Annotated in this window: 23 protein-coding genes; 7 read left to right on the top strand and 16 right to left on the bottom strand. The window is 73.1% G+C overall.

The genetic code is table 11. The features are described from left to right. Positions 1-44 precede the first annotated feature (44 nt). Together ACFQBR_RS22695 and ACFQBR_RS22690 are read right to left on the bottom strand one after the other, a co-directional pair. Positions 45-170 carry a hypothetical protein gene (locus ACFQBR_RS22695; RefSeq protein WP_344177716.1) on the bottom strand — a complete coding sequence of 42 codons (126 nt, stop codon included), beginning with the start codon at positions 168-170 and terminating at the stop codon, positions 45-47. Positions 171-485: 315 nt separating this feature from the next. Then, positions 486-1,193, bottom strand: a complete 708-nt coding sequence (locus tag ACFQBR_RS22690) for an HAD family hydrolase (RefSeq protein WP_344177714.1) — start codon at positions 1,191-1,193, stop codon at positions 486-488. 478 nt (positions 1,194-1,671) lie between these two features. On the opposite strand from ACFQBR_RS22690, the gene ACFQBR_RS22685 reads away from it, so the two are divergent. After that, positions 1,672-2,859, top strand: a complete 1,188-nt coding sequence (locus ACFQBR_RS22685) for a helix-turn-helix domain-containing protein (protein ID WP_344177712.1) — start codon at positions 1,672-1,674, stop codon at positions 2,857-2,859. Here the strand turns inward: ACFQBR_RS22685 and ACFQBR_RS22680 are convergent. The 3 genes from ACFQBR_RS22680 to ACFQBR_RS22670 all read right to left on the bottom strand — a co-directional run bounded on the left by ACFQBR_RS22680 (position 2,796) and on the right by ACFQBR_RS22670 (position 5,378). Continuing rightward, entirely contained in the window at positions 2,796-3,782 is a 987-nt protein-coding gene (locus ACFQBR_RS22680; RefSeq protein ID WP_344177710.1) for a helix-turn-helix domain-containing protein, read from the bottom strand. The genes ACFQBR_RS22685 and ACFQBR_RS22680 overlap by 64 nt on opposite strands. 231 nt (positions 3,783-4,013) lie before the next feature. After that, a complete protein-coding gene (locus ACFQBR_RS22675; protein ID WP_344177708.1) occupies positions 4,014-4,211 on the bottom strand; it encodes a hypothetical protein in 198 nt (65 codons plus the stop codon). Between the two features lie 150 nt (positions 4,212-4,361). After that, positions 4,362-5,378: an arabinan endo-1,5-alpha-L-arabinosidase gene (locus ACFQBR_RS22670; protein WP_344177706.1), complete on the bottom strand. Its 1,017-nt coding sequence runs from the start codon at positions 5,376-5,378 to the stop codon at positions 4,362-4,364. Positions 5,379-6,013: 635 nt separating this feature from the next. Between ACFQBR_RS22670 and ACFQBR_RS22665 the strand changes: the two genes are divergently transcribed. The 3 genes from ACFQBR_RS22665 to trpD all read left to right on the top strand — a co-directional run bounded on the left by ACFQBR_RS22665 (position 6,014) and on the right by trpD (position 8,443). Beyond that, the gene (locus tag ACFQBR_RS22665; RefSeq protein ID WP_344177704.1) at positions 6,014-6,574 is read left to right on the top strand and encodes an NUDIX hydrolase; all 561 of its coding nucleotides are present in this window, start codon (positions 6,014-6,016) and stop codon (positions 6,572-6,574) included. A gap of 101 nt (positions 6,575-6,675) precedes the next feature. Next, on the top strand, positions 6,676-7,179 hold the full coding sequence (locus ACFQBR_RS22660; protein ID WP_267945107.1) for an NUDIX hydrolase: 504 nt from the start codon (positions 6,676-6,678) through the stop codon (positions 7,177-7,179). Between the two features lie 220 nt (positions 7,180-7,399). Continuing rightward, positions 7,400-8,443, top strand: a complete 1,044-nt coding sequence (gene trpD / locus ACFQBR_RS22655; RefSeq protein ID WP_344177700.1) for an anthranilate phosphoribosyltransferase — start codon at positions 7,400-7,402, stop codon at positions 8,441-8,443. Between the two features lie 6 nt (positions 8,444-8,449). On the opposite strand, the gene ACFQBR_RS22650 is transcribed toward trpD, so the two are convergent. Beyond that, on the bottom strand, positions 8,450-9,580 hold the full coding sequence (locus ACFQBR_RS22650) for a helix-turn-helix transcriptional regulator (RefSeq protein ID WP_344177697.1): 1,131 nt from the start codon (positions 9,578-9,580) through the stop codon (positions 8,450-8,452). Between the two features lie 161 nt (positions 9,581-9,741). On the opposite strand from ACFQBR_RS22650, the gene fxlM reads away from it, so the two are divergent. Next, a complete protein-coding gene (gene fxlM, locus ACFQBR_RS22645; RefSeq protein WP_344177695.1) occupies positions 9,742-11,016 on the top strand; it encodes a methyltransferase, FxLD system in 1,275 nt (424 codons plus the stop codon). 18 nt (positions 11,017-11,034) lie between these two features. On the opposite strand, the gene ACFQBR_RS22640 is transcribed toward fxlM, so the two are convergent. The 3 genes from ACFQBR_RS22640 to ACFQBR_RS22630 are packed head-to-tail and all read right to left on the bottom strand — an operon-like array spanning position 11,035 to position 13,131. After that, entirely contained in the window at positions 11,035-11,595 is a 561-nt protein-coding gene (locus ACFQBR_RS22640) for a kinase (RefSeq protein ID WP_344177693.1), read from the bottom strand. 47 nt (positions 11,596-11,642) lie between these two features. Continuing rightward, a complete protein-coding gene (locus ACFQBR_RS22635) occupies positions 11,643-12,731 on the bottom strand; it encodes an RNA polymerase sigma factor (protein ID WP_344177691.1) in 1,089 nt (362 codons plus the stop codon). A 4-nt stretch (positions 12,732-12,735) separates the two neighbouring features. Continuing rightward, a complete protein-coding gene (locus ACFQBR_RS22630; RefSeq protein ID WP_344177729.1) occupies positions 12,736-13,131 on the bottom strand; it encodes a YciI family protein in 396 nt (131 codons plus the stop codon). A 246-nt stretch (positions 13,132-13,377) separates the two neighbouring features. On the opposite strand from ACFQBR_RS22630, the gene ACFQBR_RS22625 reads away from it, so the two are divergent. Further along, entirely contained in the window at positions 13,378-13,500 is a 123-nt protein-coding gene (locus ACFQBR_RS22625) for a hypothetical protein (protein WP_378554344.1), read from the top strand. Between the two features lie 42 nt (positions 13,501-13,542). Here ACFQBR_RS22625 and ACFQBR_RS22620 read toward each other — a convergent pair whose 3' ends face one another. From ACFQBR_RS22620 to ACFQBR_RS22595, 6 genes are all read right to left on the bottom strand, one after another. Continuing rightward, positions 13,543-14,424 (bottom strand): alpha/beta fold hydrolase, encoded by an 882-nt coding sequence (locus ACFQBR_RS22620; RefSeq protein WP_344177688.1) that lies wholly within the window; start codon positions 14,422-14,424, stop codon positions 13,543-13,545. A 41-nt stretch (positions 14,425-14,465) separates the two neighbouring features. Then, the gene (locus ACFQBR_RS22615) at positions 14,466-15,764 is read right to left on the bottom strand and encodes a hypothetical protein (RefSeq protein WP_344177687.1); all 1,299 of its coding nucleotides are present in this window, start codon (positions 15,762-15,764) and stop codon (positions 14,466-14,468) included. A gap of 101 nt (positions 15,765-15,865) precedes the next feature. Then, on the bottom strand, positions 15,866-16,444 hold the full coding sequence (locus ACFQBR_RS22610; protein WP_344177685.1) for a TetR/AcrR family transcriptional regulator: 579 nt from the start codon (positions 16,442-16,444) through the stop codon (positions 15,866-15,868). Positions 16,445-16,775: 331 nt separating this feature from the next. After that, on the bottom strand, positions 16,776-17,003 hold the full coding sequence (locus ACFQBR_RS22605) for a hypothetical protein (RefSeq protein WP_330158267.1): 228 nt from the start codon (positions 17,001-17,003) through the stop codon (positions 16,776-16,778). A 379-nt stretch (positions 17,004-17,382) separates the two neighbouring features. Further along, positions 17,383-18,240 (bottom strand): SigB/SigF/SigG family RNA polymerase sigma factor, encoded by an 858-nt coding sequence (locus tag ACFQBR_RS22600; RefSeq protein WP_344177683.1) that lies wholly within the window; start codon positions 18,238-18,240, stop codon positions 17,383-17,385. 659 nt (positions 18,241-18,899) lie between these two features. Continuing rightward, complete coding sequence (locus ACFQBR_RS22595) at positions 18,900-19,949, bottom strand: zinc-binding dehydrogenase (protein WP_344177681.1); 1,050 nt, start codon at positions 19,947-19,949, stop codon at positions 18,900-18,902. 100 nt (positions 19,950-20,049) lie between these two features. On the opposite strand from ACFQBR_RS22595, the gene ACFQBR_RS22590 reads away from it, so the two are divergent. Further along, positions 20,050-20,625, top strand: a complete 576-nt coding sequence (locus ACFQBR_RS22590; RefSeq protein WP_344177679.1) for a TetR/AcrR family transcriptional regulator — start codon at positions 20,050-20,052, stop codon at positions 20,623-20,625. A gap of 198 nt (positions 20,626-20,823) precedes the next feature. Here the strand turns inward: ACFQBR_RS22590 and ACFQBR_RS22585 are convergent, their stop codons facing one another. After that, entirely contained in the window at positions 20,824-22,428 is a 1,605-nt protein-coding gene (locus ACFQBR_RS22585) for a BCCT family transporter (protein ID WP_344177677.1), read from the bottom strand. Between the last annotated feature and the right edge of the window lie 60 nt (positions 22,429-22,488).

The raw sequence follows: 22,488 nt of genomic DNA, 5'->3' as shown, positions 1-22,488 counted from the left end.
GTGGCACGCGTGCGAGGGGGGTCACCGCTGGTGGAGGGGCCGGGTCAGCTGGCGAAGTGGTCGCCCGCCACGACACTGCTGGCGTGGTGGTCGTCGGCGTGCGCGGGGGCTCCGAGCACGAGGGCGGTGACGGCGGCGAGGGCTGCGGTGGCGATCAGTCGGCGGATCATGTGTGTCTCCCAGGACGGGTCAACAGGTCCCTTCGAGCATGGCAAGCCTCCCCGGAACTGTCGTTGGCCCCGAGTCGCCGTCTTCTTGATCCTCGGTCGACTGTTCCGGGACGGGTCCGGGGGAGGGCGAGGCGCTTTCCTCGCCGGAACGGTCACGGAGGTCGCCGAACCGGGACCGGGGGTGTCGGGAAGGGGCCGGCCCGGGGCCCGCCGGTCCCGTTCCTGGTCGCGGTTCCCCTCGTCCGGCCCGGCCCGGTGCAGGCGCCGCGAGGTCAGGACGCCCCATGCGAGTCGGCGAAACCGGTGAGCAGTGCGTCAGACCACCCTCGGGCTCCGCGTGGAGGCCTCCGTCGTCCCCTCCCGGCTCATCCCGTCCGCTTTCCGGAGGGGGAGGCCCAGCAGGGCGGCGACCCTGGCGGCGAGGTCCGGCCCGCCGTCGGCGTGGACCGTCGTGATGCCCAGCTCCCGGGCCGGAGGCAGGTTGTCGGGGTTGTCGTCCACGAACACGCACGCGCTGCCGTCCAGGCCCAGGCGCTCCAACGTGCGTCGGTAGATCTCGGGGTCGGGCTTGGCGACCCCCTCGACCTCCGACAGCACCGTCACGTCGAACAGCCCGTTCACCCCGAGCGTCTCGTAGGGGTCGTACGGGTCCAGACCGAAGCTGTTGGACAGCAGGGCGACCTTCAGCCCCGCGCGGCGGGCGGTGCGGGCCAGGGCGATCATGGCGGCGTCGGAACCGACCCCGGCCCAGGCCCGTCCCATGAGGTCCTCGTGATCGGCGACGCCCAGCAGCGCCGCGGTGCGCCGGTTCCACTCGCACTGGGAGAGCCGGCCGGCCTCCAGGTCCAGGTAGAGCCGACGGCCCTCGGGGTGATGGGTCAGCGTCGTCCCCCACGCACGGGGATGCAGCCCCTGGGCCACGCACCAGCCCTGCACGGACGCGCGCACGTTCGCGGTGAGCACGCCGACGAAGTCCAGGACGAGCCCCCGGTAGGGGCCGGGAGGGGGAGGGGAGGAGGTCACGGTTCACCTTCGCTGTCGGAACGGCGGGGTACGGACGGGCGGACACGGGCCTGTGGCCGTGGGGCCGGGCTTCCGGAGGCCTGCCGCCGCTTCGGGACGGGGCCGCCCGCCCTCGCCGTCCGGCTCGAAGTGGCGGCCCGAGTGATACCTCCTCGCGCGTGTCCTCGAAGGACAGTAGCCCGCCGGGCGCCGTGGGTCCCCGGCGATGACCGGACCCGGTCATTCCGGGCATTCCAGGTTCCCCGGTGCCGGGACGGTCGACCACGGAGCCGCGGAATCCTCCGCTGCCGGACGGCCCGCGCCGTGAGCAGCCTCCGCGTCGACCGGTCCGCCGGCCGTCCCGGGCGTCCGCGTCCGAAGGGCGGCCCCGGGGCGACGTGCGGTGAAGGCCCGCTGAAAGCACCGTCGGTGACCCTGGTGGTACGTGGAGCCACCGGCTGACGGGGCCGGTGGCGGAGCCGAGCGAAGGACGGACACGGTGATCGAGTCGGAGTTCAACACCGACGAACTGCCCGCCGCGGACCGCTTCGAGGCGTGGCGCCGGATCATGGCCACGTCCCCGACCCCCATGGATGCCACGAGCGACCGGCTCGCGGACTTCCGGGTCCACCAGCGGGACCTGCACCTGGAGGACGCACGCGTGTGGAAGATGGGGTTCCGGGCCCTGACCGCGCGGAGGACGGCACGGTTGATCCGGGTCTCCGACCCGGAGGCGTACAACATCTGCCTGGTGCGGAGCGGCACGATGGAACGCGACTGGGACCGGGGCAGGGCCGCGTACGGCCCCGACGAGATCCACGTGAACGACTCCTCCACGCCGTACGACATCCAGGCGCCGGGCGACAAGGGGCTCGTCGTGAGCGCGGGCGTCGACATCCCCAAGCACCTGCTGACCCTGCCCCGGAGCAGGGCCGACCGGGTCACCGGGCTCCGGATCTCGGGGCGGGAGGGGTTCGGAGCCCTGCTCACCGGCTTCGTCCACCAGCTGACCGAGAACCCCGGAACCTACTCCCCGGGCGACGATCCCCGACTGGCCCTGATCCTGGGCGACCTCGTGTCGGCCCTGTTCGCGCACACCCTGGAGGCGGAGGACGCCCTGGTCCCGGAGAGCCGCGGCCGGAGCCTGCTGCTGCGCATCCGGGCCTTCGTCCTGGAGCACCTCCACGACCCGCGGCTGACACCGGCGGCGATCGCCGCCGCGCACCACATCTCCACCAGCTACCTGCACCGCCTCTTCCAGGAGGGCGACACCACCGTCGCCGCCTGGATCCGGGAACAGCGCCTGGAACGCGCCTGCCGGGACCTGGCCGACCCCGCCCTGGCGGCGGTCCCGATCCACAGCATCGCGGCGCGCTGGGGTTTCGACCACGCCGCCGCGTTCAGCCGGACCTTCCGAGCCGCCTACGGGATCCCCCCGCGTGACTACCGCTTGCAGGCGAGGCCCGGTCGGCGCGGCGGGCACGCGACGGAGGACGGGCGTCCCGGCACTGTGCCTCCGCCCCACGGCCCGGAGGGGACGCAGCGGTCGGGCACGGCCCCGGCCGCGCGGCTTCACGTGGTGGACCACCCGGTCCGGGAACAGCGGGAGGGACCCGGAGGGGTTCAGCGAGCCCGGGGCCGTACCGTCCGGCGTTCGCCACGGGTGTCACGGGGAGAGGCCCCGTAGCTCTCACGGTAGGCCCGGCTGAAGACGGACGCGCTGGAGAACCCCCACTTCTCGGCGATACGGTGGATCGGCACCGGGTCAAGGTCCGGGTTCTCCAGGTCGGCACGGGCGTTCGCCAGGCGCTGTTCCCGGATCCACGCGCCGACGCTGGTGCCCTCGTCGCTGAAGAGCCGGTGCAGGTAGGCGACCGAGATGTGGTGGGCCCGGGCCACGGTGCGCGGTGTCAGGGACGGATCTCCCAGCCTGCTCCTGATGAAGTTCCTGGCGCTCATGCGCAGGGTTCTCGCCCGGCTCTCGGGAGGGAGCCGGTCCTCCGCCTCCAACGCGTGGGCGAACAGGCCCGAGACGAGGTCGCACACGACGGTGGAGAGGTGGTCGCCGTCCGAGGGACGGTAGGAGGCGCTGTCCTGCGCCAGCTGGGTGAGGAACCGGCGCAGGAGGGCGCCGTAGCCGTCGGCGGCGGAGAGCTTGGCTCCCACCAGGGGTTCCACGCTGCGCCCGGGGATCGCCAGTCTCCTCTTGGGGATCTCCAGGCCGATGCCCACCTGTCGGGGAAGCCCTGCCGCGGCTCGGATCCGGAAGGGGACCGAGGTGTCGACCACGTTGATCTCGTTCCCGCGGACGTCGCTGGAGCGGCCCTCGGACTCCACCTCGAGCCGACCGGTGGTCACGAGGCTGAGGTGGTAGCACTCGGGGTCCGAGGCCCGGATGAGCCGCGGGATCCTCTCGAAGGTCACCGGCTGGAAGGCCGTCGGCCACACCATGACGTCGGACAGCTCCATCATGTGCTGGTAGGCGAGGAAGTCGTCGGTGCGGTCGCTGGTGAGGCGGACGGGGACGTGCGTCATGCCGATGCAGTCCTGCCAGTAGCCGAACCGGTCAGCGGGTGGAAGGCCCCGTGTGTGGAACACTTTCTCGATCACAGAGAGATGTCCTGGGTCTCACGGATTCTGCTTTCGAGGAATGGTACGTCGGCTCGACGAGCGGCCGTCAAGGATTTCTTCCACCGAACGCCGTGAAGGGAAATCACTTTTCACACCGGGCGGTTGCCGCCCCTCGGGCAACCTTCGGGAAGGGAAGTGCGCGTTGTTCGGCGGTAGAAAATCCCGTGCCCGCGGACGCGTGTTCCGGCGTCGCCGGTGCGGCGTCCGGGGCTACGGGCAGAGAACGCCGTCCGAGGGGCGCTGCGGTTCCGGGGCTGCCTGTGCGGTGGCGGGCCCGTGCCGGGCGATCACGCTGCGGGCGGCGTCGGGTTCGGCGTCCTTCGCCCGAGCGAACTGGGCGAAGTCCTCCGGCTGGGAGTCGATGACCTCCCGCCGGATTCCCTCCTCCACCCCGGACCACACCTTCACGAGACCGGTCTCCTCCTTGCCCAGAGTCCCGTGCCCAGGCGCTGTCGCGGACAGCGAGCCGGGCCCGTCCCACCGGTTCCCCACGCGCGCGGACCCGGCGCGCGTGCGCCGGGTCCGCCCGGTGCGGGGCCCGTGGGGGCTGGGACCGGATCAGTGCACGTAGGGCCATCCGGAGGAGTCCCAGCCGAGCCAGTTCAGGCCCAGCAGCGCCGTGCCGTTGTCGTCGTAGTAGTGGTAGGCCAGGATGTCGCTGTCGGTGTCGGCGAAGACGTCCTGGTGGCCGGGTCCGTGGATGCTGCCGTGGCCGGACAGGACCTCCGTGCCCCCGCCCGCGAGCATGGCGGTGCCGTTGCGGTCGACGTAGGGGCCCGTGATGCTGCTGGAACGGCCGACCATGATCCGGTAGGTGCTCGCGGCCCCCTGGCAGCACGTGTCGAAGGAGACGAACAGGTAGTACCGGCCGCCGCGGTAGAAGATGGTCGGGGCCTCGATGGCGCCCCCGCCGCGTCCGGCGATCGAGTACAGGGTGCCGTCGTGGCGCTTGCCGGTCGCCGGGTCGATGCGCACCATCTTGAGCCCCGACCAGAACGAGCCGAACGCCATCCACCAGCGCCCCTGGGCGTCCACCTGCAGGTGGGGGTCGATGGCGTTGAAGTCGTCGGAGGTGAACGACTCCACGACCAGGCCCTCGTTGTTCCAGGTTCCGGAGTTTCCGCTGGTGCTGGTCGCCAGGAAGATCGCCGACCGGTTGGAGCCGAAGGTCGAGGCGGAGTAGTAGAGGTAGTAGCGCCCGTCGGCGTAGGACAGGTGTGGGGCCCACAGGTTGCGGTCGCCGCCCGTGTAGGGGGTGGTCCACGGTGCGCCCGAGGGGAAGACCACGCCGGCGTTGCTGAAGGCGGTCCGGTCGGTCGAGGTCTTCAGGCCCACGCCGTGGGCGGTGTGGGCGACCAGGTAGCCGCCGCCGGGCCGCTTGACGAAGGACGGGTCGTGCACCCTGACGTCGCCGGTCACGAGGCCGGGGCCCGGGTAATCGGCGGCCGCGGCGTGTCGGGGGAGGGCCGCGTCGGCGATGCCCGGGACCGCTGCCAGCGCTCCCGTGGCCAGGGCGGCGCCCAGCATTCTGCGGCGGGAGAGGAACGGGGAAGGGGTGAGCGGGTTTTCCTTCATGGGGGAGACTCCTCGGTGTCGGTGCCTGTCCTGGCCGACATGGGTGGAGGGGGCGCCGACGCGGTCGCCCGCCCGCGCTGCGGCGGAGCCGTGCCCGCCGCAGGTCGCGGAGGGGGACGGCTGCCCGGGCGCAGGGGTGGAGCCCGGGGGGCCGAGGATGTGAGCGTTCACAATGTGAGCGCTCACAATGCGGGCGGCGAAAGCGTCGTGCATGGGGGGTCCGTCAGTGGGGGCGGGAGGCGGGGGACCGCCGGACACCGCACACCCCGATCCGACTCGGCCGTCCCGGTCCCGTGGTTCACCGGGCAGGGGGCGGCGGTTCGGTGGGGGCGTCGGTGGATGTGGTTCGTTGTTACGAACACGCTTCGTAATTGTTCGGTCATCGTAAGATGGCGCCCCTGCAGCGTCAACCCTCCTTCGCGTACCGTCCTGGGCGGCCGGTCCGCGGTGTGTGCGCCGGGCGGGAGCCGGCCCTCCCCCCGGAGACGGGCAGCGGCCCGGCCGCCCGCGCGGTCCCCGGAGGCCGAGGACGTGGAAGCCCCGGCCCTTCCCCGCGATACGTGTGTACCGACCAGGTGCGACTCGTAGACTGCGGACACCCCTGGCGAACCGCGCGCCCTCTCTGGAGCCGACCGGTGACGATCACCGACGAACTCATCTCGACCACGCTGGCCGTCTACCTCGGGCAGCGCCCCGACGAGGCCGGGGCGCTCGCCGAACCGGTGCGGCTGCTGCGCCGGGGCAGGGATTTCGCCTCGCGGCGCACCTTTCCCATGCACGTCACCGTGGGCGCGCTCCTGGTCCACCGGGAGGCCGGGATCCTGCTCGTCCGGCACCGGGCGTACGGGCTGCTGCTGCAACCCGGAGGACACCTCGACCCCGGGGACACCGCACTGGCCGGTGCGGCCCTGCGTGAACTGGTGGAGGAGACCGGCGTCGAGGCCGGCACGGTGTCCCTCTCCTCGCGGGTCCCGGCCTACGTCGAGTTCGGCCGGGTTCCGGCACGGCCGGACAAGGACGAGCCGGACCACTGCCACCTCGACTTCGGCTACGCGTTCACGACCGCCCGTGCCGAGATCGGGCGCGTCCAGGAGTCCGAGGTCACCGGTGCGGACTGGTACCCCCTGCCGCTGGCCGAACGTCTCGTCGGGCCCCGCGTCGCACGTGCTGCGGGTCCGTCGGGTCGGATCGACTGACGGAGCCCCCGGTACGCTCCCGGTCCCACGCCGGCGCCGGAGTCATGGGCAATATGCGGAAACGACCGGACCGGCGGGCCGAAGCCCTCTAAAGTTCTCCCATGAACAGCCCGGACGAGGTGTCCCTGACCTGGCACTCCGACGAGCGACCACCTGCTGACCTGCCCGTTCGACAGGTCTACGGATGGGTGCTCGACGCCCGCGCCCGCGTGGTGCTCCTGCGCGACCTCGGCAGATGGAACCTGCCAGGGGGAAAGCCCGAACCCCGAGACGGCGGCGACCTGGCCGCGACGCTGCGCCGGGAGGTGTGGGAAGAGGTCCAGGTCACCCTGGCCGACCCGGTCTATCTCGGCTACCAGAGCGTGCACGGGCCCGGAGCCCCCTTCGCGCAGGTGAGGATGGCCGCCCGCCTGCACCGCCTGGCCGAGCGCGCACCCGATCCCGACCCCGCCAAGAACCGGATCCACGAACGCCACCTGCTCCCTCTGGACAAGGCGTTGGAGCTGCTCGACTGGGGGCCTTCGGTCCTTCCCCAGGTCGCACACCTGGCCCGCGTGGCGGCCGAACGCTGGGTGCTCGACCTCGGCGTCAGCCCCGTGGCGTGAGCCGGGTGCGTGCCCGCAGCGGCTCGTGCGCCCGGGGACGGCGGCGTCCACCGCGGACCCGGCCAGGGGAGGTTCCACCCGTGAGCGTCACGGACCGCCGCCTCCCGGCGGCGGGGCACGCGCACGCGGTGCTGCCGACGGCTTCCCCGAACCGCCGGTGGGCCGGGCCCTGGACGGTGACCGCGCTCGGGGGAGAACGACACGCCCCGAGGAGCATTCCGTGAGCCGATCCTGGCCGGAGCTGTTGTCCGCGCTGCTGCGCGGACAGGACCTGAGCGCGGCCGACACCCGGTGGGCGATGGGCCGGGTCATGGACGGGGCGGCCGACCCCGTCGAGCTGGCCGGGTTCCTGGTCGCGCTCCGGGCGAAGGGCGAGTCCGCCGCCGAGATGGCGGGCCTGCTCGACGCCCTCATGGAACGTGTCGTGCCCCTGCCGGTGGACGGCACCGCGGTCGTCGACATCGTCGGCACCGGCGGCGACGGGGCCCACACCGTGAACGTGTCCACCATGGCCGCGATCGTGCTCGCCGCGACCGGTGTCCGCGTGGTCAAGCACGGCGGCCGTTCGGTCTCCTCCCGGGCGGGTTCCGCGGACGTGCTCGAAGCGCTGGGCATCCCGCTGGACCTGGGCCCCGACCAGGTCGCCCGGTGCGTCGACGAGGTCGGCATCGGGTTCACCTTCGCCCCCGTCTTCCATCGGGGCCTGCACCACGCGGCCCCGGTGCGCAGAAGGCTGGGGGTGCCCACGGCCGTCAACCACCTGGCCCCGCTCACCAACCCGGCCCTCCCCTCCACCTCCCTGGTGGGCTGCTCCGACACCCGCCTGGCCCCCGTGCTGGCCCGGGTCCTGGCCGACCGGGGCGCCACCGCCCTGGTGGTGCACGGTGACGACGGGGTGGACGAGATCACCACCGCGGCGACCACCCGGGTGTGGGCGGTCGCCGACGGCCGGGTGGAGCGGATGCGGCTGGACACGGCCGGGCACGGACTGGCCCGCTGCGGCCCCGATGCCCTGCGGGGAGGGGACGCCGTCTTCAACGCCGGTGTGGTGCGGCGGGTCCTGGAGGGGGAGCGGGGGCCGGTCCGGGACGTCGTCCTGGCCAACGCCGCCGGCGCCCTGGCCGCCGACCGGGGATGGGAGCACGGTCTGGACGCGGCGTTCGCCGACGCCCTGGCGACGGTCGCCCAGGCCGTGGACTCCGGCGCCGCCGGCACGCTGCTGCGGGACTGGGTCGACCTGGCCCGATCCCTGTCCGTGCCGTAGAGACCTCTACCGCGCCGCGGCGACCGCCACCCGCATCAGCTCCCGGAACGGTGCGGGCGCCGAGGCTTCTGCGCCCAGGCGCGCGGTGCGGGCCAGCACGGCGTCGACACGTCCTGAACGGACCTGTCCCACCAGGGGGACCACCGCTGTGGTCAGCACCTCCTGGGCGGCCGCCCATGCCCTCAGGCGCACCAGGGCGTGCAGTTGGTGGACCGCGTAGATCAGCGGCCCCCGCGGATGGTGGGGCGGACAGTGCTCCCGAGCCGACGCGAACAGCTCCTGCGCCCTGTCCCACCGGCCGTCGTCGACGTGGATCATGGCCTCGTGGCAGGTCAGCTCACTGTCGACGATCCACCATGTCCAGGGCGGGTCGTGGTCGCCGGCGCCCTCCCGGAAGCGGGAGCGGGCCCGGCGCAGAGTGGCCAGGGCACGGACCGGTGTGTTGCTCTGCCCGTGGGCCCGCGCCAGACGCAGCTCGAACAGGCAGGCCAGCCGAGGGGAGAGCTTCTGGTCCAGGACGTGCTCGCACACCTGGTGCGCCTGGGACGGCCGGTGTTCGTGGGCGTCGTGCATCGCGAGCTGGGACAGGGCGAACAGCTCGCCGCCACGGTCACCGCCCGCCCGTGCGGTCACGATCGAAGCGCTGGTCAACCTACGGGCCAGCACGTGTTCATCGGCGTCGAAGGCCAGCCACCCGGCCACCTGCAACGCCTCCGCGGCGGCCGAGACCACGTCCGGTGAGGCGCCGGACCGGGCAGCGGTGCGGGCGGTGCGCGCCGCGCGCACCGCTGCGGGGACCAGGTCCGTTCCGCCCTGGGTCCCGTCCAGGGACACCAGGTGGGCGCTGGTCGCCCGGATACGGTCCGCCTCGACGCGCTTCGCCCGTGCGCCGACGGCCAGATCCTCCGGATGCACGTCCAACACCCGGGCCAGCGGCAGCAGGTGGCGCTCACCGGGCCCGTACCGGCCCGCCTCCCAGTCGCGGATACGCCGCACCAGGCTCCGGGGGGTCTCGGCGGCTCCCCGGCCGACCGCGTACGCCGTCTCCTGGGCCAGACGCAGCGGGTCCCACCCGCGGACGGTGCGGGCGGTGCGCAGGTTCCGCGACCACACCGGGTGTTCCGATGAAGAATCCATGACGTCATCGTCCCCACCGCGCGCGCCGGCCACGCGGCCCGCGGGCACCGACCGGAACCGGCCGGGGGCAGGGGGCGGACCCGCACACGAGTTCCCGGACGCCGCACGCCCAAGATCGCCAAAACCCCGCGCGGGGGATCACCACTGGTCAGCCTGCCGGTGTGACGACTTCCGACACCTCCGCCCCTGCCCCGGACGCCCCTGCCCCGGACACCGACCGCGCCGACGAGATGCGCGAGCGGTTGATCACCCGGCTGCAAGCCGTCAAGGCCCTGCGCACCGAGCCGGTGGTCCGGGCGGTGCGCACCGTGCCACGCCACCTGTTCGCCCCCGAATTCCCACTGGGGGAGGTGTACGACCTGACGACGGTGCTGCGCACCCGCTTCACCGACGACGGGGCCGCGACCAGCTCCGTCTCGGCGACCTGGGTGCAGACCCTGATGCTGGAGCGCGCCGCCATCCGGCCCGGCATGCGGGTCCTGGAGGTGGGCAGCGGCGGCTACAACGCCGCGCTCATCGCCGAGATGGTCGGCCCCACCGGGGCGGTGACCTCCATCGACATCGACCCCGCGGTCATCGACCGCGCCCGAACCCACCCGACCCGGACCGGATACGCGGACCGGGTGGAGCTGGTCGTCGGGGACGCCGAACACGGCTGCTCCGACGGCGCTCCCTACAATCGGATCGTCGTCACCGTCGCCGCCACCGACCTGCCCCCGGCCTGGATCCACCAGCTCGTCGAGGGCGGACGGCTCGTACTCCCGCTGGGGGTGCGGGGCTTCCAGCGCATCTACGCCTTCACCCGCCACGGCCGACTGCTCCTGGGCGAGACCGGCAACCACGCGGGGTTCGTCCCCATGCAGGGCCTGGGCGCTCCCGCCTCCGCCACCGTGCCGGTCACCGACACGGTCGGACTGACCACCGACGCCGACCCCGTGCCCGCGCCGGAGAACCTGCCCGGGGTGTTCGCCCTGCCCGCACACGAGCGGTTCACCGGGGTCCGCATCGGCGGCACGGAGCCCTTCAGCACCCTGCAGATGTGGATGGCGACCCGACTGCCCCACTTCGCCACCCTGACCGGCACCGTCGACGACTTCCCCCACAAGCCCATGACCCGCGACCTGACCCCGGCGATGTGGGACGGCACTTCTCTCGCCTACTTGTTGTCTCCGGCCATGCCCCAGAACCCCTCTCGGTGCGAGTTCGTCGCCTGCGGCCACGGGCCCGGCGCCGCCGACATGGTGACCCTTCTGGCCGACCATGCCCGCCGGTGGGAGCGCGGGCACCGCGGCGGGCCCGGCCCCCGGTTCCTGGCCCACCCGGCCCTTCCACCCGCCGACGGGGTGGTCCGCACCCGCCACACCCGCCTGCTGGCCCTGTGGGACCAGGAGGAGGAGAACCACGGCCTGGACTGGCCTGCCGACCCCGGCCCGTGATCCCTGCCGGAGAGAGTGTCAACTTCGGGACACCGGACCGTCCCCGCCTGCCGGCCGTCCCTCCCCGAGACCGCTCTCGGTGAGGATCCGGTCCAGGCTTTGCCGGAGGGTGCTGTGCTTGCCGATCACCGCCTCCGTCCCGCCGGGCAGCAGGTCGCGCGGGCGCCACCAGGCACGCATCTCGCTCTCGCCGAACTCGGCAGCCGTGGGCCGGGTCGCGTGCCGCCGCAGCGTGGTGGCGAAGGGAATGTCCAAGTAGTAGCAGCGCGAGAGCCCCCGGTGCTCGTCGGCCAGGCGGGTGAGCACGGGCCCGTAGCGGTCGGCGTACAGGATCCCCTCGACCACCACGTGGAAGCCCGCGTCCAGGGCGTGGCGGGCCATCAGGTCGACGAGCCCGATGGCGGCCGCCCCGGGGACGTCCTTCTCCCGCAGGACGGTGCGGCGCACGTAGTCCTGCTCGATGAGCGCCAAACCGCGACCGTACGCCGCGCGCAGCCCGCGGGCGATCGTGCTCTTGCCCGAGCCGGAGTTGCCCCGGATCACCACCAGGCGTGTGTGCTCGCTTCCCGTAGAGGCCATGACCGCGACCCTACAGACCGCTCGTCCCGCCCGGTCCGGGCCCGACCTCAGCGTCCCCCTCGGGCGTTGAGCCCGGCGGCCCGGCGGATGAGGTGGTCGCGTTCGGCGAGGTTGGGCGCCTTGAGGGCGGCCTCGGCGTACAGCCGTGCCGCTGTCGCCGGGTCGCCGTCTCGCTCGTGGAGGTAGGCGGCCACCGTGCCGTGGCGGGGCAGTGAGTCGTCCAGGTCCGCGAGCGCCGCCAGGCCGGCGCGCGGACCGTCGGCCTCGCCCACGGCCACCGCGCGGTTGAGCCGCACGATCGGGCTGTCGGTCAGACGTACGAGTTCGTCGTACCACTCGACGACCTGCACCCAGTCGGTCTCCTGCGCGGTGGGCGCGTCGGCGTGCAGCGCCGCGATGGCGGCCTGGGCCTGGAACTCGCCCAGCCGGTCGCGGGCCAGGGCCGCCTGCAGGATCCGGACGCCCTCGGCGATCGAGGCGGTGTCCCACGAACCGCGGTCCTGCTCGGCGAGCGGCACCAGACTGCCGTCGGGCGCGGTCCGGGCGGCGCGCCGGGCGTGGTGGAGCAGCATGAGGGCGAGCAGTCCCGCCGCCTCCGGGTGGTCGACGGCCGGCGCGAGCCGGCGTGTGAGGCGGATGGCCTCGGCGGCGAGGTCGACGTCGCCGGGGCGGTCGAGGCGCACGTCGGAGACGGTGCGCTTGGCCCGGCTGATGCGCTGGGCCATGGTCGCCTCCGGCACCAGGTAGGCCCGGGCGATCTGGCGGGTGGTCAGCCCGCCGACGGCGCGCAGCGTGAGCGCGACGGCGGACGCCTGCGTCAGCGACGGGTGGGCGCACAGGAAGTAGAGCTGGAGGGTGTCGTCCACCGCGGGCGCGGGTCCCGGGGCCGGTTCCTCGTCGAGGAGGGCCTCGCGCCTCCGGCGGGCGGTGTCGGTCCGGGTCGCGTCGAGGAACCTGCGCCAGGCCACGGTGACCATCCACCCCTTGGGGTCGCGCGGCGGGTCGGAAGGCCAGGTGCGGACCGCCTCGACCAGCGCGTCCTGGACTGCGTCCTCGGCCGCCGCGAAGTCGGCTCCGCGGCGGACGAGGATCCCGAGCACGCCCGGCGTCAGGCTCCGCAGAAGGAGCTCGTCCACAGTGTCACTCCGTGATGGTGGGCGGGGCGGTCAGGAACGGGCGCACCTCGAGCCACTCGTGGATCGGCTCCCCGCCCGCCCCGGGGGCGGCCGACAGCTCCCCGGCCAGTTCGACGGCGCGCTCGTAGCTGTCGACGTCGATCACCATCCAGCCGGCGATGAGGTCCTTGGTCTCGGCGAACGGGCCGTCGGTGACGGGCGGGCGCCCCTCGCCGTCGTAGCGGACGAACGTCCCCTCGGGGGCGAGCGCCTGCCCGTCCACGAACTCGCCGCTCTCCTCGAGCCGGTCCGCGAAGTCCTGCATGTACTGCATGTGGGCCGAGATCTCCCCGGGCGTCCACCGGTCCATGGGCACGTCGTTGACCGCGGGCGGGGCGCCACGGTAGTGCTTGAGCAGCAGGTACTTGGCCGTCGTGCTTCTCCTCGGTGCTGGTGCGACCCATTGTGGTCGCGTTCACCACGGGGACGGAGCGGGCCACGTGTTCTCGACACGGTCTTCCGAACTTTTTCTGATTCCTCTCCATCGCCCGGCGCGGGCCGGCACGGACCGCGGTCCGAAGGGGCGGCGACCTTCCTGCTGTTCCTGCTCCCCGGCTTCATCGTCGCGGCCGACGACCTTCCGGCGCCGAGCGCGATCCCGTTCTCCATGGCCCTGATCGGCGTGATGGCGATGGCGACGGCCCTCCTCATCCCCGTGGTCGCCCGGAGGGCCGGCGTATCCGGGACCGGGGGCGGTGGCCGCGCCGAACCGAGCCGGAGGGAGGAGTGAGGGACCGCGGAGCCGACAGGGCCGCTCGTCGGTCGGGCGCGGTCACACGTGTGCGCTCAGGAACGGAAGGACGACATCGGCCATTTCGTCGGGTACTTCCTCCGCCAGATCGTGGCCGGCGTCGAAGACGTGTCCGGTGACGTCGTGGGCCATGAGCCGCATCTGGGACTCGTTGCGATCGCCGATGAACGCGGATCCGCCCAGTGCCAGGACCGGGATGTCCAGTTTCTTCTGTGCGGTCTGCCGATTCTGTTCGGCGTCGACGAGCATCGCCCGGTAGATCGAGAGCATCGCACGGATGCCGCCGGGCATGGAGTAGCAGCGCACGTATTCATCGACCGCGTCGGGGGTGGCGGTGTCGGGGCGGCTGCGCTCGGACTTGATCATGTAGGTGATCAGCTCGCGCTCGTGCCCGCTGATCAGCATCTCCGGCACGTCGGGCTGGAAGTAGAAGCCCAGGTGCCACAGGTGCATGCCGCTGGAGACGTTCTCTGGCGTGAGCGCTGTGTGGTCCTCGAAGCCGAAGCCGGGGAACAGGGCCTCGGCGAACACGAGAGCGGTGACGCGGTCGCGGTGGCGCGCGGCGAGCTGGTAGCCGATCACCGCACCCCAGTCCTCTCCCACCACCGCGTATGTCTCGTGTCCGAGGTGGGTCATCAGTCCGGCGATGTCGTCGCTCATCGTCGCGGAGTCGTAGCCGTCCGCCGGGCGGGCGGAGTCGCCGAGACCGCGCAGGTCGGGCACGACGACGGTGTGGTGGGGCGTCAGTTTCGGGACGAGGTGGCGCCAGTGGTAGCCCGTCTTGGGCACGCCGTGCAGCAGCACCACGGCGGGGCCGGCCCCGGCCGTCCGGTAGTGCAGGCTCGTTCCGTTGACGGCGGCACGGCCGGTACGGAGGTGCGTTCCGTCATGGTCGAACATCATGTTCTTCCTCTTCCCTGTGTGTGTACTGCGCGGTGCGGGTGTCAGAGGGCCCGGGGAGGGTCGGTGAGGACCACCAGGCGGCCCGGGCCGGCGCCGGCCCCGGCTCCCCGGGCAGCGGAGCCGCCGACCGGTCGTAGGGTGACGTTCTCCGGGTAGAGCCGGCCGAGCAGTGCCAGGGCGACGAGGTCGTTCTGCCCGGCGGCGTCCAGGGTCGTCTCGCCCGTTCGCGTCCACACCAGCCCCGGTGCGCTCAGCGCCGACCACACGGCCGTGGCGCGGGAGCCGGTGCCGGGGTGCGCGTCGCCCGCCGCGGGGGCCGGCCGGTGGGCGTAGCGGTGGCCGCGCAGGGCCTGGCCGAGATCGACGCGGACGGTGGCGCCTTCGCCGGTGACCTCGATGCGGGCGGTGCGGGTCCCGTCGACGGGCAGCCCGGTGACGGTGCGTGCGGTGAGCGGCCCCGGCGCGGGGGCTGCGGGCGGCAGGTCCTCGACGAGGGTGCGGGGTGCGGCGTAGTAGTCCTGTTCCTCGGCGACGTACGTGACGGGTTCGTCGGCGGCGGGGGAGGAGCGCCAGGTCAGCAGGTGCCGGGGCGCGGTCAGGGGCGGACGGTCGAGGACGGCGGGCAGGGCGGTGCCGCCGCCCGCCTCGAAGCCGTAGCCGGCGGGGCCGCCGGTGCCGGTGACGGCATGGCGGGCGAAGGCCACGATGCTGGGATGCCGGATCTGCCGGACCAGCAGTTCGGTGAGGAAGGCGTCGCGGGCCGGTTCGGTGTGCCGCAGTCCGGTCGGGGTGGTCAGGAGCGGCACGTCCTGCCAGTTGGTGAAGGGCAGGAGGGCGTCGCGGAGCAGGACGACCTGGTGCAGCCACTCGTTGTAGAGCTGCATGGCGACGGGCCCGCCGCGCGGGCCGCGGAGCAGGAGGCCGGCCGCGGGAGCGGTGAGCAGGTGGCCGTAGCAGTGGCTGCGCACGACCAGCGGTCCGGCGGGCAGCGGTACCGGGTCGGTGAGCAGCCTCTCCAGGGCCGCGGCGGACCAGGAGGCCAGCTCCCGGCCGATCGTCTCGGCCTGGGCGCCCAGTTCACGTACTGCCGAGGCGCTGTCCGGGCCGACGGCCAGCGGTAGGGAGGTCTCTCTGGTGCCGAGGGCGAGCGTCGCACGGATCTGGGCCTCCAGGACCGGGCGGTCGGCTCCGGTGAGGCCGCCGGCGTCGATGACGCCCTGCAGCAGCGGTTCGGTGGCGGTGAGGAGGTCGCGGGCGGTCAGGGCGGCGCCGTCCGCGGGAAGGGTGTTCCAGCGGCTGCCGCCGAGAGGGGGCGCGCTCGGGGTGGGGGCAGGGGACATGGGTCCTCCTCGGTTGTCGGTGGCGCGGGATCGGCGGTCGCGTGCTCGCGGTCTCCGGCGCCTTTCTTGATCGTCCGATACAGATTCAGGGCATGAAGCAGTCAGTCGAGGGAGGCCAGTGCGACCTCCACGAGGGGCTCGAGGGCGCCGGCGTCCGGCGTGACCTTGGCGGAGACCAGCAGTCCGTTGAGGAAGGTGATGAGGAAGGCGGCGAGGGTGTGCGGGTCGTGCCGCGCCGAGATCTCGCCCCGCTCCGCCGCGACCGTCAGCACCTCGGCCAGTGCCTCCCGGCTCGCGTCCTGCACGTCCCGCACGATGCGCCGGACGGACGGCTCCTCGGGCAGGCGCTCGCAGGCGGCGTTGACCATCAGGCAGCCCCTGCCGTCGTGCTCCACGGCGATGCGCACCCGTTCCGCCAGCAGCCCCCGGACCGCCGAGCGGACGTCCGCTCCCTCCTCCAGGCTGCGCAGGGCGGCCGCCGCGAGGGTGGAGCGGTAGTGCTCCAGTGCGGCCCGGTACAGGCCGTGCTTGTCGCCGAAAGCGGCGTACAGGGATCCCTGGCCGACCCCCAGGTGCCGGGTCAGGTCGCGTACCGAGGTCGCCTCGTAGCCGCGCGTCCAGAACAGCTCCATGGCGCGGCCCACGGCCGCCTCGGTGTCGAACTCACGGGTTCTTGCCATGGCCCCACCGTAACCTATCTGGATCGTACGATCAAGAAAGGGGGCCGGGGTCCGTCCCGGCAGTGCGGCGCGGCGTGGGTGGCCTCGCGGTCGTGTCCGGGCCCGGCCTGCCCTGACGGCTGCCCGGCAGGCGATCGACGGGCCGGTACCCGTGGAGCCCGGACAGGGGCGACCGGTCATTCCGGGCCGCGAGCCACGTGTCCGCTCCCACGCAACCCGGCGACTGCCCGGCGTTCCGCGCCGACCGGCGCCGGAGCACGGAAGAGGGGAGGGCGCCTCCGGTCGGGACCGGGGCGCCCTCCCGTGTCCGGGTGCGGCCGTGGGCGGAGGCTCAGCCGTTCTCCTTGGTGATGCGTTCGACGAGCAACCTCTTGCCCTGGTCGCCGGCCTTCTGGTTGTTCTCCTGGATCCTCCGGAACCAGCGGGCGAGCTCCTCGTCGCCCTGGCGCTCGGCGTCCTTGATGTAGCCGTCCAGGCGCCACACGTTCTCCAGCGACTGGTGCACGGCCCAGACCAGGTTGTAGTTCTTGTCCTTGAGCGGGCTCTCCGGCTCGGCCATGACGACCTCCTCGGTCTCGCGGTTTCTTCGGCCAGGACCCCACTGCCCTGACCCCCCGGGAGGTACACACCGCCGCGTGCGACGACCGCGGAACCCCGCCCCCGCCCTGCTCCGGTGCGTACGGGCCCCGGGCGCGGCTGCGGAAACCCCCTCGAAGGCGGAGCCCATGACGGGCGGCAGCCGAACGGCTGCCCCGGAGCCGCGCCGGGCCGGTGCCCGTCGTGGCGGCTCCGTCTCCATGCCGACGGGGTCGGAGGTGATCGCCAGGGTTTCCCGGCGTGTGTCTCCCGTCGGGGGAGGCGTGTCCTGTACGGCGGTGCCTCCCGGCCGGCAGGCGCGGGCGCTGTGGGTCCCGCCCCGCCTCTTCCCGTGGCGGTCCTCAGGCGGCCGTGTCCATGCCCAGGTCCTTGCGCAGCTGGTCCAGGGTCGTCCGCAGGAGGCGGGAGATGTGCATCTGGGAGTAGCCCAGCCGTTCGGCGATCTCGGTCTGGGTGTGGTCGTGGAAGTAGCGCAGCATGAGGATGTGGCGTTCGCGCTCGGGAAGGCGTGCCAGGGCGGGTTTGAGGGCCTCGCGGTCCACCACCAGGTCCAGGAGGTGGTCCTCACAGCCCAGGTGCTCCTCCAGGGAGGGCGTGACCTCCCCGTCGGACTCGGAGCCGTCGGGGGCGTCCAGCGACAGGGCCCGGTAGAGGTCGGAGACCTGGCGGACCTCGTCCAGCTGCTCGCGGGTCATCCCCAGCCTGCTCGCGAGTTCGTCGCCGGTGGGCGTGCGCCCCAGTTCCTGCGTCATCTCCTGCCGGGCCTGGTGCAGGCGGATCCGGTTCTCCTGGGCCGACCGGGGCACCCGCATGGCCCAGGTGTGGTCGCGGAAGTGGCGCTTGACCTCGCCGGAAGCGGTCGGCATCAGGTAGCCCAGAAAGGGCACGCCCCGGTCGGGGTCGAAGCCGCGGATGGCCTTGCACAGGCCCACCATCGCCGTCTGGTACAGGTCCTCCACCGGTTCCCCGCGGCCCCCGTAGCGGTGCGCGATCCGCTTCATGGCCGGCGCGTAGTGGGACACGACCCGATCCCTGAGCGTGCACGCCCGTGGGTCGTCCTCGTCGAGGGCCTTGAGCTGTCGCAGGAGGGCTTCGCCCGGATCCTGTTCGCCCGGTCCCGGGCGGCGCGGCGCCGGGATCAGGGGTCTGTTGTCGGAGGAGGAGCGGGCTGGGAGCGCGTCGGTATCGGTGACGGACAAGAGGGACCCCCTGAAAGTTCGCCTTGTATGTCACTGCCGCGACGGCAGAGCACCGGCATTTCGAGTGCCGTCTCCATCCTTCCCTCAGGAAGGGGACTAAAATGTATAGAGGTAACTTTTAGTATTAAATTGCCATAAATAAGACATTTGACGCAGGGGTCACGAGAGCGGGCGGCCGACGTGCCCGAGGCGCTCCCCCAGGCCTGCGAGGGCACGTCGGCGGCCTCCCGCTCCCGGCGACGGCGTCGCGCGCCGTCCCTCATCCCCTGCCACGAGAACCATGGCTCAAACACGCCCCTTCCGGCACACGGCGAGAAACCGTTCCGCTCCGGCGGGGGAGGGGCTGTGCGCCCACGCGGGCCGGGCCTGGTCGCCGGATCGTCGAACAGTTCCCCGGGCGCCTCCGGACGACGGCAGCCCCCGGCCGTACGGCCGGGGGCTGCGACGGGACACCCCCGGCGCGTCACGCCCGGAAGGGCGCCGGGGGCGCCGGTCCCCGGGGGTGCTCCCGGCGTCCCGGCGTGTGGTCGCCGCGGTGGTCTCCCGGTTCGCCCCGGGCCAGGCTCCGGCGCCTCCCGAGGCGGGCGCAGTCGCTCAGAGGGCTCCCCGGTCGGGCGCCCGCCGCCCGTCTGCGCCCGCCGACCGGGGCGGGCGGCCCCTCAGGGGTGCAGGACGATCTTCCCCACGTGCCCCCGGCGGGCGAGTTCCTCCTGGGCGCGGGCGGCCCGGTCCAGCGGGAACGCCGCGGCGATCACGGGTCGGATCGCGGCCCGGCGGGCCAGGTCCATGAGGAGGTCGAAGTGCGTGGGCGTGTGCATGGCCGAGCCGATCAGCTGCGCGTTGTGCAGGTAGAGGCGGCGCACGTCGAAGGACGCGTCGTACCCGCCGAGCGCCCCGGCGACGACCCACCGGCCGCCCTCGCGCAGGAGCGGAAGCCCCTCGTTCAGCAGGTCCCCGGCGATCACGTCGAGTGCGACGTCGATGCCCTCCGGGGCGGCGGCGCGGACCTGCCCGACGACGTCCCGGGCGCGGTCGACGACCTCGTGCGCGCCCGCCTTGCGCACCGCGCCGATCTTGGACCCGCTGCTGACGGCGACCACCCTCGCGCCGCGCGCCCGGGCGATCTGGATCAGCGCGAGACCGACGCCGCCGGAGGCCCCCGACACCAGGACGGTCTCCCCCTCCCGCATCCGGCCCCGCTCGATCATGCCCAGGGCCGTGCCGTAGGCGGTCGGCAGCGCCGCGAGCTGGTCGTCCGTGAGCGGGGACTCCGTCACGTCGTGGGCCTGCTCCGCCGGTGCGGTCACGTACTCGGCGTAGCCCCCGTCGCGCTCGCTCCCCATCAGGCCGACCGGGTTCGCGTCCGACCCCCCGGTGTCGTAGATCGCCGGATCGACGACCACCCGGCGGCCGACGAGGGCCTCGTCCACGTCGGCGCCCACCGCCGCGACCCGGCCGGCCACGTCGGCCCCCTGGATGCGCGGGAATTCGATCGGGCCCCGCCAGCCCGACAGCGCCTCCGGGTCCCCCGGGCGGCCGTAGGCGCCCTCCCGGGTCCACAGGTCGGTGTTGTTCAGCGCCACCGAGCCGACCCGGACCAGCACCTCTCCCTCCTGCGGGGCGGGCACGGCCACCTCTGTCAGCCCGAGGACCTCCGGTCCTCCGTGCTCCGCGATCCGTACCGCGCGCATGGTCTCGGACACGTCCATCGTCTGAACCCCCTCGTAGGTATACCGATCGGTGAACTTCTACCACGGTACACCGATCTGTAAACTCCTGTCACGGCGTACCGAACAGAGAGGGTGCTCGATGCAGGAAGCACAGCCCATGTCACCGGCGGGCCGCCGTATCGCGGCGGCGGCCGAGGAGCTGTTCTACAACCGCGGGATCACGGCGGTCGGGGTGGACCTGATCGCCGAGCGCTCGGGTGTGACCAAGCGGACCCTGTACAACCAGTTCGGCTCGAAGGACCGCCTCGTGGCGGTCTACCTCGCAGAACGCGACCGGCGCTGGCGCTCCCTCGTCCGCGCCGCCGTCGACGCCTGCGACGACCCCCTCGAAGCCGTCACGGCGCCCTTCGAGGCCCTGCGGACCTGGAGCGGGGCCAACACGCGCGGATGCGCGTTCATCAACGCACTGGCCGAAATCCCCGACCCCGCGCATCCCGCGCACCGCGTCGCCGCGGACCAGAAGCTGTGGCTGCTGAGCCTGTTCGAGGAACTCGCCGCCGCGGCCGATTGCCCCGACCCCGCCGCCCTCGCCACCCGGCTGCTCGTGCTGCACGAGGGCGCCCTCGCGGTGCAGCCGCTCCCGATCGACGCCCTGGCGCAGACCGTCGACCTCGCGCGAGCCCTGGTCCGGTCCGGCACACCGCCCCGCCGGTGACGGCGCCGGACCGCCGACGGCCGGGCCTGTGGGGGCGGGCGTGCGAAGGACGGCGGACGCCGTATCGGAGTACCCGCCCGTTCCGGGGGGGCGTGCCGCGGTGCGGTCGCGGTGTCCCCCGGCAGGGAACGGGCCACGGGCGGCGGGTCGGGCCCGCGGGGGAGGGGCGCACCCCTGCCCCCGCGGACCCGGGACCGGTCAGGCCACCGGCTCCTCGTCGCGCTCCCGGACGGCGCCGTCCCCGTCCCCGCCCGGGGGGCGGCTCGGGGCGACGATGCCCTGCTCGACCGCCATCTCGCGCAGCAGCGGGTGCGTGGTCCACAGCGTCGGCAGCATGACCAGGCCCACGGGGACCGCGGTCACCACGATGAAGGACTGCAGGGCCTGGATGCCGCCGTCCCCGACCAGGAGCAGCGCGACCGCGGCCAGGCCCATGCCCACGCACCAGAACGCGCGGACCAGGCCCGAGGGCTCGCCCGCGTGCATGCTGGAGACCGAGATGGCGTAGGACATCGAGTCGAGCGTGGAGGCCAGGAAGATCAGCGCCACGAGCACCATCAGCACGCCCAGCGCCCCCGTCAGCGGCAGCGCCTCCAGGATGGCCAGCGCCGCGGCGGGCAGGCCGTCCTCGTTGTAGGGGCCCGTGATCGTTCCGGGCGAGCGCTGCTCCAGCCAGATGCCGGTCCCGCCCAGGGCGGTGAACCAGCCCATGGTCACCACCGAGGGCACCACCGTCGCGCCGACGTAGATGTCGCGCACGGTGCGGCCCCGCGAGATGCGGGCGAAGAAGACCGCCATCATGGGACCGAAGCCCAGGAACCAGCCGAAGAAGAACAGCGTCCAGTACCCGAGCCACTGCTCGTCGCCCCCGTACAGGGCCATCGGCAGGAACTCCTGCGCGTGCACGACGCTCGCCTGCACGAACAGGTCCAGGACGAAGGGCAGGGAGGCCATGCCGACGATGGCGGCGATGAGGGCCAGGGCCACCCAGACGTTGGCCCGGCTCAGCAGCTGGATGCCCTTGTGCAGGCCGCTCAGCACCGACACCGCGGACACGGCGGTCAGGCCCAGGATGATCAGGGCCTGGACGGGATAGGTGTCGGGCAGCCCGAACAACCGGCTGCAGATGTAGGAGATCTGCAGGCCCAGGAAGCCGATGGGCCCCACGGTCCCGGCGATCACGGCGATCACGCAGCTGATGTCGGCGACCGCGCCGATCCAGTGCGTGCGCACCCGCTCGCCCATGAGCGGCCACAGCAGGGTGCGCGGACGCAGGGGCATGCCCTTCTCCACCCCGCGCATCATGACCAGGGTGGCCAGCGCGCCGCCGATCGCCCAGCCGATGAAGCCCCAGTGGACGAAGCTCTGCGCCAGCGCGTAGGCCGCGCCCTCCGGCCCGCCCGCCAGGTCGGCGTACTGCGGAGGCGGGGAGGCGTAGTGGGCGATGGGCTCGGCCGCCGCCCAGAACACCCCTCCCGCGGCCAGCAGGGTGGTGACGATCATCGCGATCCAGGTGAACCTGCCGAACTCCGGCGAGGAGGTTCCGCCCATGCGGACCCTGCCGTAGCGGGAGAAGGCCAGGATCGTCATCACGACGAAGGTGGCCAGCATCAGGAGCTGCCAGTAGGCGCCGAACCAGCGCGCGGACCAGACGAAGGCCGCGTCGACGACGGCCCCCACCGCACCGGGGGAGGCCAAGGACGCGGTGACGAAGACGACCATGAAGACGCTGGTCACGCCCATGACCCAGGGATCGGAACGTCTGCCTCGCGCGGACGCGCGTGAGCGCAGAGTGGAGAACATGGAGTAGAGGAAGCCCCTCGAATGGAAGCACCGGCCGGGACACGCCGCGGCCGGCATCTG

The organism is Nocardiopsis tropica, from assembly GCF_042660575.1.
In the GTDB taxonomy this organism is placed as follows: Bacteria; Actinomycetota; Actinomycetes; order Streptosporangiales; family Streptosporangiaceae; genus Nocardiopsis; species Nocardiopsis tropica.
Note: the sequence above shows the minus strand (reverse complement) of the source record. Positions and strands in the feature narration are given on the sequence as shown.